General features: G+C 42.1%; 9 protein-coding genes. 2 read left to right on the top strand and 7 right to left on the bottom strand.

The window, feature by feature from the left end; genetic code table 11:
- Window positions 1–63: 63 nt before the first annotated feature.
- Window positions 64–3,249 (top strand): efflux RND transporter permease subunit, encoded by a 3,186-nt coding sequence (locus tag HC643_RS07530; RefSeq protein ID WP_038087404.1) that lies wholly within the window; start codon window positions 64–66, stop codon window positions 3,247–3,249.
- A gap of 353 nt (window positions 3,250–3,602) precedes the next feature.
- Complete coding sequence (locus tag HC643_RS07525) at window positions 3,603–4,568, top strand: orange carotenoid protein N-terminal domain-containing protein (protein ID WP_038087402.1); 966 nt, start codon at window positions 3,603–3,605, stop codon at window positions 4,566–4,568.
- Window positions 4,569–5,041: 473 nt separating this feature from the next.
- Here HC643_RS07525 and HC643_RS07520 read toward each other — a convergent pair whose 3' ends face one another.
- From HC643_RS07520 to HC643_RS07490, 7 genes are all read right to left on the bottom strand, one after another.
- On the bottom strand, window positions 5,042–6,496 hold the full coding sequence (locus tag HC643_RS07520; protein WP_038087400.1) for an HlyD family type I secretion periplasmic adaptor subunit: 1,455 nt from the start codon (window positions 6,494–6,496) through the stop codon (window positions 5,042–5,044).
- Between the two features lie 226 nt (window positions 6,497–6,722).
- Window positions 6,723–9,674: a peptidase domain-containing ABC transporter gene (locus tag HC643_RS07515; protein WP_082051798.1), complete on the bottom strand. Its 2,952-nt coding sequence runs from the start codon at window positions 9,672–9,674 to the stop codon at window positions 6,723–6,725.
- Between the two features lie 28 nt (window positions 9,675–9,702).
- Window positions 9,703–10,482, bottom strand: a complete 780-nt coding sequence (locus HC643_RS07510) for a peptidylprolyl isomerase (RefSeq protein ID WP_038087394.1) — start codon at window positions 10,480–10,482, stop codon at window positions 9,703–9,705.
- A 753-nt stretch (window positions 10,483–11,235) separates the two neighbouring features.
- A complete protein-coding gene (locus tag HC643_RS07505; protein ID WP_038087390.1) occupies window positions 11,236–12,315 on the bottom strand; it encodes an ATP-dependent 6-phosphofructokinase in 1,080 nt (359 codons plus the stop codon).
- A gap of 146 nt (window positions 12,316–12,461) precedes the next feature.
- Entirely contained in the window at window positions 12,462–13,085 is a 624-nt protein-coding gene (locus HC643_RS07500; RefSeq protein ID WP_038087495.1) for a class I SAM-dependent methyltransferase, read from the bottom strand.
- 167 nt (window positions 13,086–13,252) lie between these two features.
- The gene (locus HC643_RS07495) at window positions 13,253–13,834 is read right to left on the bottom strand and encodes a Uma2 family endonuclease (protein WP_050046317.1); all 582 of its coding nucleotides are present in this window, start codon (window positions 13,832–13,834) and stop codon (window positions 13,253–13,255) included.
- 216 nt (window positions 13,835–14,050) lie between these two features.
- Window positions 14,051–14,257 (bottom strand): UPF0175 family protein, encoded by a 207-nt coding sequence (locus tag HC643_RS07490; protein WP_202048596.1) that lies wholly within the window; start codon window positions 14,255–14,257, stop codon window positions 14,051–14,053.
- Window positions 14,258–14,294: the final 37 nt, after the last annotated feature.

Here is a 14,294-nt window from a genome sequence, read left to right as displayed (position 1 = left end):
TAATAGTCCATCCATTAGCCATTAGCAATTAGCCATTAGCAATTAGCCATTAGCAATTTTCCCATGTTTGTTGACTTCTTTATTAAACGACCTGTTTTTGCTAGCGTCTGCACCCTAATTATTTTGCTACTGGGGGCAATTAGCATTCCTACACTACCTATTGCTCAGTATCCTCAAATCAGTCCTCCCCAAGTTAACGTTACAGCTAACTATACGGGAGCAAGTGCAGAGGTTGTAGAAAACACGGTGACAACTGTGTTAGAACGGGAAATTAACGGCGTTCCCGGTCAGAGATATATCAGTTCGAGCAGTAGTAACTCTGGCTCGAGTTCAATTACAGTCACCTTCGATCCAGACCGCAACCAAGATATTGCTGCTGTCGATGTCCAAAACCGGGTATCTGTGGCTGAAGCTCAGTTACCAGATGTCGTACAGCAAACAGGCGTTACCGTCACCAAGCGCTCTAGTTCGCTTTTATTGGCTTTCGGTTTGTATCCTGAAAACAACGAGTATGACACTATCTTTTTAAGCAACTACGCTGACCTCTACTTAGTAGATGCTCTCAAACGTGTGGAAGGGGTTGGTGATGTCAATATTTTTGGGGAACGCAGGTATTCCATGCGCCTGTGGTTAAATCCCAATCAATTAGCCAGCCGCAATCTTACTGTTCGGGATGTGACTGAAGCACTGCAAGAACAGAACTTACAAGTCGGTGCGGGGCGGCTCGGTCAGCAACCAGCACCAGAAGGGCAAAGATATCAGCTTGATGTGCGGGCGCAAAGTCGGTTGGAGGATGCTTCCCAATTTGAGAATATCATCTTGAAAACAGGCGCGGATGGTACGCTTGTTAGACTGAAAGATGTTGGTAGGGCAGAACTGGGAGCAGAAAATTACGATTCCTTTTTGCGCTTTCGAGGCAAAGATGCTGTTGGTTTAGGTATTTATCAATTACCAGGTAGTAATGCTTTGGATGTTGCTAACGGAGTCAAAGCTGAAATGCAGAGACTTTCTGAGAGATTTCCTCCTGGTATTAAATATGAAGTGTCTATTGACTCAACTTTGTTTGTGCAAGCATCACTGACAGAAGTGATAATCACTCTGTTGATTGCGATCGCCTTAGTTGTACTGATTATATTTGTTTTTCTGCAAGACTGGCGCACTACAATTATTCCATCGATTACAATTCCAGTTGCCTTGATTGGAACCTTTGCTTTTATCAAAGCGTTTGGGTTTTCGATCAATAGCTTGACGTTGTTCGGTTTAACTCTAGCAACAGGGATGGTCGTTGATGATGCGATCGTTGTTGTTGAAGATATTTCGCGTCGCATTCAGGAAGATGGGATGGAGCCGCGTCAGGCTGCTTCTGTAGCTATGCAAGAGTTGTTTGGAGCAGTCATTGCCACTTCACTAGTCCTCATGGCAGTGTTTGTACCAGTAGCATTCTTTCCAGGAACAACGGGAGCACTTTACAGGCAATTTGCTTTGACGATCGCCTTCTCAATTGCAATTTCCACTTTCCTTGCATTAACCATCACTCCTTCACTCTCTGGGTTGTTGTTACGTCAAAGGCAAAGAACTGGCGGATGGTTGGGATGGATTTTTGACCGGATTAATGGCTTTCTGAACTGGTTGCGCCGGGGTTATCAACGCATTCTCAACCAGATAGTCAAGATTAAGTATATTATTCTGGCACTTTTTGTTGCTAGTTTGGGGTTGACAGCTTGGTTGTTCCTAAGTGTCCCTACAGCATTTTTACCGGAAGAAGACCAAGGCTACTTCATTACTCTCATACAAGGACCGCCGGGAGTGTCGCTGAACTACACCAGCGATGTCATGAAGAAGGTAGAAACCGAAATATTAAAATTTCCTGAAGTGAGAGGGACTTTTGCTGTTGGAGGTTTTGGCTTCAGTGGAAATACTGCCAATAGTGGTGTTGTTTTTACATCTCTCAAGCCTTGGGATGAGCGAACAGAAAAGGGACAGTCAGCACAAGCAATTATTGATAAGTTAAGAAAATCACTTTCGGGAATTCCAGAAGCTAGAATTCTTCCCAATAATCCTCCAGCAATTCCAGGTTTGGGTTCTACTGGAGGCTTCCAATTTCAGTTGCAAGACCAAGGCAATGTGGGTTTGGAAAGTTTAGTACAAGCAGCAAACCAGTTAATTGGGCAAGCCAATCAAAGACCCGGATTGCAAAGTGTTTACACCACTTTTACAGCGAATACGCCACAGGTACTGGTAGAAGTCGATCGCAACCGAGCGAAAGCCTTACAAGTGTCTGTAGAAGATGTTTTCGGCACACTGCAAAGCCTTTTAGGGTCACAGTATGTGAATGACTTCACGTTAGAAGAACGCAGTTATCGGGTATATGTCCAAGCAGAGGCACAGTTCCGCTCCAATCCTGATGATATCCGCCAATTATATGTTCGTTCGGAACAGGATAAGATGATTCCTTTAAGTACTTTAGTAAAGATTACCCCCACTACTGGAGCACAAACCATAAATCGCTATAACCTGTTCCGCTCAATAGAAATTACTGGCTCAGCAGCTCCTGGTTCTAGTTCTGGAGAAGCAATTCAGACGATGCAACAGCTCGCTGAAGAAACTCTACCACCTAATTTAGGTTATGAATGGTCTGGTATTTCTGCGGAAGAATTGCAGTCTGGGGGTCAAGCACCGATTATTTTTGCCCTCGGACTGGTGTTTGTCTTCCTGGTTCTAGCGGCTCAATACGAGAACTATATCGATCCTTTGATTATTCTTTTAGCTGTACCCTTAGCTATTTTAGGTGCTCTTTCGGCTCAATCATTGCGTGGTTTGCCTAACGATGTCTACTGTCAAATTGGTTTGGTGATGCTGATTGGATTGGCAAGTAAAAATGCCATTTTAATTGTAGAGTTTGCAAATCAACTCCGAGAGCAAGGTTATTCCATTACGAAAGCAGCTCTTGAAGCATCGCAAGAACGCCTGCGCCCGATTCTCATGACGGCTATTTCCACTCTACTGGGGATTGCTCCATTGCTATTTGCAACGGGAGCAGGTGCAGGTAGCCGACAATCACTTGGTACAGCAGTATTTGGTGGAATGCTGATTGCTACTTTTTTAACTTTGTTTGTAGTGCCAGTCTTATACATTGTTATTGAGACGCTTGGCGATCGCTTTTTGAAAAAAGACCGCGATCGATCTAAAGGCTCCAAAAAGTCAAAGGCGAATTCCCAAGAAAAAACACCCGTTGAAAACCGTCGTTAAATTCATTTTTCTGATGGTTTGAGCATCTCCCCCGTCACGCCCGTTCTATGTTAGTGGCGGGGACGCCCGTTCTAGATTCTGGGGTAATTTATTTTTTGAAAATCCCTTACGCATCACCTTGTAAGTCATTATTTGTTGAAATATCTTTACAGAACTTAAAGTAAGTGTTACATTACTTTACAAAGCAGCATAAACCATTATGCCTGCTATTTTTCATGGAATACGGGATAGCCTCGATTCTGGCGATCGCCTAATTCCTGAAACTAATTCAACGGCTAGAGTAGCTTGTGTTTTGACATCGTCTTCTGAATAATCAGCGCAATCAGTAAACAGATAAACGTGGAGATTTTAATATGTCTTTATCTATTGAATCGGCGCAAAAGATTTTCTCCGGCACTCAAGTGCCCAGTCCAATCCCAGCAACTATAGCACTATTTGACCAACTTAGCGTTGATGATAAATTGGCATTACTCTGGTTTGCCTACACCGAGCTAGGTCGTACAATCACTCCTGCGGCTCCAGGAGCAGCGCGTTTGCAACTAGCAGAAGGGCTACTCAACCAAATCAAGCAACTATCTAATGACGAGCAAACGCAAGTTATGAGAGAGCTTGCTGACCATATTGACACGCCCATCAGCCGCTCCTATGCAAACTTCAGCGTTAACACCAAGCTAGCTTTCTGGTACGAGTTAGGAGAGTTGATGAAACAGGGACTTGTTGCTCCTATCCCACCGGGCTATCAAATGAGTACTGGTGTCAGAGTCGTGTTAGAAGCCATTCAAAAACTCGATCCAGGACAACAAATTACAGTCCTTCGCAATACTGTAGTAGATATGGGATATGACCCAGGAGCAAGTTCTACTAATTACGCAAGAGCAGCTGTAGAACCCATGTTCGAGCGCACTGTCCCATCTCCGACTAAAGTCACTATCGAGGGCATCACAGATCCGACTGTAATCAACTACATTGAGGCTCTAAACGCAGACAATTTTGACGCTGCTATTGCTCTATTTACTCCAGATGGTGCTTTGCAACCTCCTTTCCAAAAGCCGATTGTTGGTCCTCAAGCAATTGCAGCCTATTTGCGCGCAGAAGCACAAGGACTCAACATCATGCCAGAAAAGGGTATATCAGAAGTTTTAGCAGATGGTTCTAAACAATTAAAAATCACAGGTAAAGTCCAAACTCCTTGGTTCGGTGTACAGCTTGGCATGAACATTGCGTGGCGGTTCTTAATCAATCCTGAAGGCAAAATTTTCTTTGTAGCGATCGATATGCTGGCATCTCCTCAAGAACTGCTAAACCTACGTCCTGTCTAGAAGACTGCATTATTTATTCAGCTACACATATAACTTTTTGTAGAGACGCGCTATGGCGCGTCTTGAGACTTTTGTGAAAATTTACTGTGTGCGATCGTGTTTCTATCGCTACCATAATAAACGTGTTTTAAGAGGCTCGCTCGAAAATTTACTGAGAATAACATAATAACGCAGTCAGTTCTAATACCAATTACTTGCAATGTTAAGTGCTACGCGATCGCCAGCTTTAAAACCATAGTCTTGTTTACTTTGCTGATAAAGATGGGAAACAAATAAAACCAAGTACGATCGTTCAGGTAATACCCAGCGTTAGCAGCACAACAAGTGTTATTTTTAAATGAAGAATATAAAAAACACCTTCGCATTGGAAAACTAATTTACCAAGCCAGAAAAAATTTGGAATCTTTTTGCCAAGAGTCCAAACCTTTCTCTCACCCTTTTTACTGGGCTGCTTTCACCTGTTCGGGATTGAATTAGCGAATAGACTTCAGGCTTTCTGCTTTCTGTACTAAGAAATCAGTAAAGATACTCATAATAGTACGCTGACGCAATTTTATATTGGCATTGATGGACATACCCGATTGTAGGGACAAAGAGCGATCGCTCACCAAGACAGATTGCTTATCCAAACGCACTTTTGCCGGAAAACGATAAAAATTGTGAATTTGATCGGGTGGCAAAGCATCAGAACCAATCCAAATCAGTTCTCCTTTAATATCACCAAACTCTTGGAAAGGAAAAGAATCAATTCTGACATCGACTTTCTGCCCTTGTCTAACAAAGCCAATATCGCGGTTAGTAATATACACTCTAGCAACTAATTCTTCATTAGGAACGATTTTTACAACTGGCTCAGTCGTATTCACAACAAATCCAGAACTAGAAGGTTGCATCTCAAAAATAGTTCCATCCACAGGAGCGCTAATTTTTTGATATTTCAGAGTTTCCTGCGATTGACTGATTTGGCTGTCAATTTCGTTAACTTTCTTTTGATTCTCCAAAATAATTTTAGTCAGTTGACTGTCGATTTCAGCAATACTTTTTTCATTAACTGTGATGCGTGAAAGTAAATCCTCTTTAGAAAGAGCTTCAGTATTGCGGATTTTTTCATTTGATTGGGCGATCGCTAGTTTTAATTGCTGCTGTTCTTTCATAAGACGAGCAACTTCTGCTTGAGATTTTACAACTTCCTGCTGTTGAGTCAAATACCTCGCTCTTGGAAAAGCACCCTCCTTCATGACCGTTTCCATATCTTTGAAAATTCTTTGACTAATAGCCAGTACATTTTTCGCACTAGTTAACTCAAGCTGGTTTTGGCTCAATTTCTCAATTGTTTTCTCTTTTTCTAGCTGAATATCCGCTAGGCGAGAACTAAAATCAGATTCACGGCTTTGCAAGCGCAACTTTTGGTCTGGAGTCAAGGTCACTCCATGTGTTGAACCACTTAACTGTGCGCGATAAACTTGATTTTCAGCAACGATCGCAGCACGACTCTGAGTTAAAGAAGCAATTTCCGGACGAATATTAAGTGTGACTCCTAGTTTAAGATTCGATGAAACATTCCCTGCTAGATGACGGCGGTAAAAATCATTTTCCTGTACCAAAGCAGAACGATTTTTTTGTAATGATATCAACTGTGCTTTCGCAGTCGTTTGTTCGAGAGTCACGAGGAGGTCGCCTTTTTTCACTCGCTGACCATCTTTAACATGAACGATCTTAACAACACCACTAACAGGAGCTTTCACATCAGTCACTGCACCTTGAGGTTCTAACTTACCAGTTGCGGGAATTGCTTCATCAATTTTAAAGATTGATGCCCAAATAATTGTAAAAGCAGTAATACCAATAATTCCCCACACAATCGTCCGCGACCAGGTAGAAGATTGTTCTAATATAACGGGTTGATCGAATTTGTATTCAGTATTCATAATATTACTCATTGTTAATTACCAATTATTAATAGCTAGTAGCTAATTATCTTAGCCATTAACCATTAGCCATTAGCTATTAGCTATTAGCCATTAGCTATTAGCCATTAGCCCTCCGGGTTCGCCCTTCGGGTTCGCCAGTCCCCTACGGCGGGAAACCCGCCTGCAGGGCTGGTCTCACCAGTCGCCTACGGCGGGAAACCCGCCTGCAGCGCTGGACTCACCATTAGCCTTTTTCTTGTTGTTTATACAAACAGTAGTAGTAACCTTTAAGAGACATCAATTCTTCATGGGTTCCTTGTTCTACAATCGCGCCTTTATCCATCATCAAAATGACATCGGCGTTACGGATAGTAGTCAATCTGTGAGTGATGAAAAATACTGTTTTGTCTTTGAATGCTTCTGCTAGATTGCGGCACACTTGTGCTTCCGCATTGTAGTCTAAAGCACTTGTCGCTTCGTCTAAAATCAGTAATTGCGGATTTTGCAAGACTGTGCGAGCGATCGCAACTCGCTGTCTTTGTCCTCCAGATAAACCAGAACCTCGTTCGCCAACTTGAGTGTTGTAGCCGTTGGGCAATGACATGATAAAGTCGTGAGCGTAAGCGACTTTGGCAGCAGCAATAATCTCTTCATCGCTAGCATCTGGATAAGCTAAAGCAATATTTTCTCGGATTGTTCCATCAAACAATAAAGTATCTTGTAAGACTACCCCTATTTGACGGCGGAGGGAATAAAGCTCTACTTTGCTGATATCGTAACCATCAATCAAGATTTTTCCCGAGACTGGCTCGTAAAGTCTGGGTAATAATTTTAACATAGTACTTTTCCCAGAACCACTCTGACCGACAACACCTATAAATGAACCTCTAGGGAATTCGACATTGATGTTGCACAGTTGCATGGGGCTGTTGGGACGGAAACTAAAAGAAACATTCTGGTAGCAAACGTGACCTTCAATTGCAGGCATGAGGATATTTTGATGTTCTCCCTGTTCTTCTTCTTGGGGTGTATCGAGAATATCGCTCAGGCGTTGTAAGGATAAAGCTGTTTCTTGAAAATTTTGCCACAGTTGGACTAAGCGCAGTAAGGGACTTGTGACGTAATTAGAGATGATGCGGAAAGCGATAAGTTGTCCCAAGGTGAGTTGTCCGTTGAGAACTAGATAAGCTCCAACCCATAAAACTAATAAAGTAGAGAGTTTGTTCAGGAAGTTGCTGAGAGACCCAGCAGTTGTTTGGGTAGAAATTGTCTTAAACCCAGCACTAATGTAGCGGGCGTAGCGTTCTTGCCATTGCCAGCGGGAGCGTAATTCTAAATTTTGCGCTTTGACTGTTTGCATTCCCGCCATAACCTCTACCAAATAGGAGTGAGTTTCGGCGTTGCGCTCGGCTTTTTCATGCAATTGTCGCCGCATAATTGGCGATACTAATAGGTTCAATAGGGCAAATAGCGGTACTGTCACTAAAGCCACTAAGGTCAGCACCCAACTATAAATAGCCATGACAGCGATGTAAATCACTGAAAACACCGCATCCATGACTACTGTTAAAGCCGTACCGGTGAGGAAGGAACGGATGTGTTCGAGTTCGTTAATTCGCGTTGCTAATTCGCCTACGGGACGGCGATCGAAATAGGAGAGTGGTAAGCGTAGCAGGTGATTGATGACTTCTGAACCTAACGAAAGGTCTATGCGATTTGTCGTGTCTACAAATAAATGGGTGCGAACGTTAGACAGTATAGCTTCTACAATTGAGACGACTATTAAAAATATACCGAAAACTTCTAGGGTATCGGGGCTATTGCCTACAATAACTTTATCAATGATGACTTGTGTTGCAAGAGGATTCACCAAGCCAAAAATCTGTACCACTATTGAAGCAATCAAGACCTCAATCAGAACTTTTCGATAGCGTCGCAGAGAGGGGACAAACCAAGAGAGACCAAATCTCGATTTAGGTGTGTGTTTTGTAGGTTGTAGGAGTAACACTTCCCCTTCAGTACCCCAAGTTTCAGCAAAGTCTCTTGACTTGCGACGCACGAGTCCCATTTCAGGAACGGCAATGAGTAACTCCTGGGGACTGGTTTTGTAGATAACTGCAAAAGTATCTTGCCAGGAAATCATGACGGGAGGTTGCAATCTGCTGACAGCAGATGCAGGAATTTTGACTATCTGGGTTGTCAGCCCCATCAACTCTGCAACTGCACCGCAAAATTGCAGGGATAAACTACCCGCGTTTTCTTGTTGTTTGGTCAAAACTCGCCGCAGCATATCTCGGCGGAAGGGCATATTGAAATACTGGCTCAACATCTGAAAACATGCCAGGGTTGCATCAATTGGACCTCTAGCCCGAATATAAGGATATTTTTCTCTTTGGGATTGCTTGGATATGGCTGGTTTGGCAACGATTTCTGAGGCGTAGGGAATATCTGATGCCCAGGAATCTGCTGTTGTGGATGTTGTTACAGGAATGATAGATGCTGGTAGTAAATACTTTGGTACACCAACTAAACGCAGGTTTCCGTGAAGGGGTAGCTTTGTGTTAGCGTTTAAGTCTACAGGACTGCCTACAGGAAATTTAGTATGAGAACTACCGCTGACTAACCACAGACGGTCTTCCCCATTTCCAGGAATTAAGGAGGATCGTCCCATGGGGAATGTTTGCACAACAGCTGTTTCCCAAGCAGTTCGTGTCAGTTTCAGTAAATCCGTGTTGCCATCAGCTCGCCGATTGAGTTCTTCTCCTAATAATTCATACAGTTCTGTTAGGGAGATTCGACTTTGCAATGCTTCCGCAAAGGCTGATTCTTGCTTCATTAAAGATAGAAAATCGGTAGCAGGCAAATTTAGACAAATCACTTCTGTAGATGCGATCGCAGTTTCACAAGCCACATCCCGTACATGACTTACCCAACCTATCACTTCTCCTGGTTGCAGCAACATCAAAGTATCGGGTTTGCCTGACCGAGGATCGTATCCTAGCAAACGAGCTTGTCCTTGACAGATAATGCTAATTTGTTCGGGTAGGGCTTCTCTTTTTGCGATTGTTTGACCCATCCGGTAGCGCAAAAATTGAAATTTTTTCTGTAAATTGTTTAGAGTCTTTTCTGATAAGTGTAAAAAAGGAAATGAACTTGTTAAGTATTCTTTTATATCAACAGAAATATTTGTCATCATATGCTGCACCAATTTTTCTAATCTTTTCCTATGCGGCGTTAGTAGATTTCTCTTGTGGCTGTTTGCGTGTCACCCTCATCCAAGCTTTATCTGTAGCTGAGAGCTGATTAATTTGTTCTTGCAACCAACCTTCAAATAATTCTTTTAACAAACGTTGTTTCATAAATTGATCGAGCTGTGCGGGAAGAAATTTTTCCAAGCGTATAATAACGAAAAATTCTCCAAAAGGTACGGGACGCCAAATTTGACCGGGTTGACTGACTTGAAGTTGCTTTGCTAAGCCAGGGTGCAACGAGCCAAGGTCAACAGGTCCGACAATTCCGCTTCTGTCTGCTTCTGGTCCTACAGAATATTCCCGCGCCACTTCAGCAAAGGTTTGCTCCCCAGCTAGGATGCGAAAATACAGTTCATTGGCAATGCCTAATTCTTGCGTGCGAATCAAAGAGTATATGACTTGATCTAAGTGTGGCTTGCGATGGAGAAAGTAAGATTCTAGTTTGTTTCCCCAAGTTGCTTGCTGAAATTTTTCTATTCTTAACTTGCGAGTTATCAGGGCTTGAAATTGCTGATGGTTGAGGTTGTAACGTTTTAGCCATGTTTCATGTTCGGTAGAATTACTAATTTGATGTTGTTTGAAGAATTGCTGGCTAGCTACAGCGATTTCTTCTCTTATGCAGGTTATTTGCTCGATCGCTCTATCGATAACGATTTCTTGTAAGAGTTGTGGCACCATGTTGTACTGTGCGACCAAAGCGATCAGTTCTTCGCTAGTTATAATGCGATCGCCAATCTCTATCTCATAAGCCATACCCTGCAAAACTCCTTAACTGTTTGTGATTGATTCCTAACAAGCTACTACGTATGATTTATTGAAAAAATGCATAAAATAACTCAAACTTTGTCAAAAAATTACAATTGAACGAAGATAATACTCAGGCTTCTAAATTAGGTAGTATGTTATATTCTTTTGTATGTCAGCTCCTCTTGAAAAAAGTGTGAGTTGATGTGTACTAAGGTAAGTTCTGGTTCTGTCAGAGGTTTCCCTCTGATATGAACCTTCCTACACGCGTAGTAAAACTTGAATTAAACCTTCATGTAATTCATCGGCATTGTTAGACGGCATTACGCAAAAACCAGAAGAAGTTTACATTTATTAATTAAGAATTTTTAAGTACGTCCTCAAAAGCTGTCCTCATCCCCAACCTTTCTCCTAAGGAGAGAAGGGAGAAAAAACTTAATCTCTCTCCTTTTGGGCTAAGGTGGTGTACACAAGTTTTCTAAAGTGCATTCTGGCGGTTTCGAGCCCCCCTAACCCCCCTTAAAAAAGGGGGGAACTTCATTCCAATTCTCCCTTTTGACGATGTTTCATCTCTTTTGTAGAGAGCTGTACACCACCATAGCCTTTTGGGAGAGAGAAATTCTGTAGGAACAACAAACCGACCAAAAATAAACATTCTTTAACACAGGTATTCCTACCAAACAATACAGATATGGCAAACAAGGGTGCGATGCGGCTCACCCTTGTTTTTTAAGATAGGATACCAATCTCCGAATGATGCGGTCAATCTCCTAAATAAATACCCAAACCGCGAGCAGTTTTCACTAAGGTATCCTCTGGACTGACAGCTCTGTATTGAGCGATCGCTTCAGCAATTGGTACTGCGACCACCTGGCGATTTTGCCATGTCACCATGTAGTCATATTTAGCTTCAGCAATGAGATTGACCGCTTCTACACCAAAGGCTGCTGCTACGAGTCGATCGAGTGGTGAAGCCGTTCCTCCCCGTTGGATGTGTCCTAAAACTGTGACTCGGGTTTCTGCAAGAATGCACTCGCTAATTCGGTCGGCTAAATACTGACCGATCCCGCCATATCGGGATTGACCCAAACGATTTGTCATCGTGACAGTTTCACCCTCAACTGTACGAACTGCTTCGGAAACAATAATTAAACAATAGTTTTTGCCTTGCTCTTGGCGCTGTTTAATTTTGTTGCAGATATGGTCAATGGTGTAGGGGATTTCTGGAATTAATATGACATCTGCTCCTCCAGCAATCCCCGCAGCAATGGCAATGTGTCCCGCATCGCGACCCATCACTTCTAAAATCATGACTCGACTGTGAGAAGCTGCCGTGAAGTGCAATCTATCGAGCGCTTCTGTGGCAATATTCACAGCCGTGTCAAAACCGATCGCGTGTTCGGTAATCCCAATATCATTATCAATTGTTTTGGGAATACCCACTAAATTAATACCACCTTGTTGTGCCAAGCGACGAAGAATAGCCAAGCTACCATCCCCCCCAATTCCAATCAAAGCGTCTAAACCCAGTTGATGGTAACCTGCAATAATTTCTTCTGAGCGATCGCATAGACTGCCATCAGGCATGGGAAAAGCAAAAGGATCGCCTGTGTTGGTAGTTCCTAACATTGTCCCACCAGAAGTTAACAGTGGGTCAACTAAGTCAACTTCCAGTTTTGTAAATTGCTCGGGACGCGCCATCAATCCGAGAGTTGCTTGACGAATTCCCAGGACTTCCCAACCTTTGCCACACGCACAATGAACTACAGCTCTAATGACAGCATTCAACCCCGAGCAATCTCCTCCACTTGTAAGAATGCCAATACGCTTGCAATTCCCCATATGTTTTTTTACATTTCCAACCTAAAGTATATTTACTAGTACAATTAGCAGCGCTCAATAGCTAAAAATTCCAGACTAATTTTATAGATCGGATTGTGGGATACACCTTTCGTTAATCTCTGATTATCATACTTTTTGCATCGCCTTCACTTTTTGAACAAGAATGATGCAATTCTTGGAGGTTTATTGCAATCTTGCTCGTGCCACCATTCTTGGAACTTCTCAAGAGTGAAACCATAATTTTTTGCCGTGCTAATATAATCTGAGATGTGATGCACAAAAGCTGGAATTTCAACTCTCTCTTGATTCCTTTGAAAATTAGCTTTTGTTCCTTCATATTGTTTGAAGGGATGTAGCTCAGATATAAAGAAGTGTCCTCCTTTACCTAATACGCGGGATGCTTCTGAAAATATAAAAGGGAGATCGTTTATATGTTCTAGAACGAGATTGCAGGTTATCAAATCGGCAGATCCATTCTCACAAGCCCATTGTTTTGTAATGTCCGTTAGGGAAAATATTACGTTAGCTGAATTCACTTTCTCTTTTGCTTTTTCAAGCATATATGCTGAAAAATCGATAGCATGAACTTTTTCAGCAATTTGTGAAAGAAAAAGAGTATTTTTACCTGTACCACAGCCAATCTCAACAACCGATCTGCAACTCAAACCAATCAAGGTTTCTCTAGTAACTGTTCGATCCAAATCGCGTGTCAAGTTTTTGTCAGTGTCGTATGTGTCTGACCAATTATCATATGCTGCTTGAATACTCATAAGATTGGAATACTCCTCAGTCATCTTGTATTAACCGTTTCTAAAAGTTTGGACAAAGTTACCCGCAATTAGATAAATCGCCGACAAACCCAACTCTACGGTATAAGTTCGCTCAACTAGAAGCGCATTGCCCTTCGGGTTCGCCCTTGGCGCAAGCCGTACCCGGCTTATCGCAAGTTGGTTTGTGGAAGTATAATCCAAGCACTGATAATTTCCTCTACTGACACAGAAATGCCAGGAAAGGCGAGAGGTTGAATGGTTCCTGTAGTTAGGGTAAATTTTGTAGCGTACTCTCCGTCAGTAGGATCGCGGTACACTACTAGTTGTAGCTTTTTAAGATTAACGACCCAATATTCTAATATACTGACTTCAGCATAAATCTTGCTTTTCTTATCTAAATATTTATCTAAGCTAGAGTCGGAATACTCAATCAGCCAAAAGATGTTCTCTGGATAGGGATGGTGAACTCTATACTCACGCCCTAAAGGTTGGACAATAGCAGTATCTGGTTCGGGTTCAGAATTGTTAGGCAAAGTAATAGGCTTGGCTTGACGTACTGTAGCACGGCTACCTAGCAACTTCGTTAAATACTGACTGGCTTCATGGCTAGAATAAGCATGGGTTTCTCCTTCTGGCGATATTTCTACAATTTCTCCTTTGAGTAGCTCAACCTTGCGATCGTCTAGGATACCAGCCTCGATCATCCGATGATACTCGTCAATCGTCCATTTTGCAGTAATAATGGTCATGGCGATTGATTCTCCTCAATGATGTGTTCTATTTTTATGATATTTACCAAAAAAGCAATTTTCTACAAATTTATCTGCGTACATCTATTCCTAAAGTAAATCCAAGTCCTTATTTCAAAGGCAGTACAAAAACAGATTGAGATGATGAAAATCAAGTGGTACGAATTTTGCAGTGTAAGCATCGGAAAGATGTTTATAGAAAATAACTGACAACAATCACAACCTACCTAATTCCCGTAAATTTTTCAAATCGAGTTCAAAATCTTCTATTTCATAAGAGTATAAGGGAATTTTGCGTTCTTGAAGCAATTGTTGAAACCGTATTTTATCTATTTCTGCTAATTTGCTAGCATAACCAAGAGAAAGTTTTCCTGACTCAAACAGCAACAGCGCAATTTCCTGTTTAAATTCAGTTTCTGTCATTCCACGCTTCATGCAAAGTTTCATCTGATATGACAAT

This window comes from Tolypothrix bouteillei VB521301 (genome assembly GCF_000760695.4).
In the GTDB taxonomy this organism is placed as follows: Bacteria; Cyanobacteriota; Cyanobacteriia; order Cyanobacteriales; family Nostocaceae; genus Scytonema; species Scytonema bouteillei_A.
This window is presented reverse-complemented; position numbering and strand designations above follow the sequence as displayed.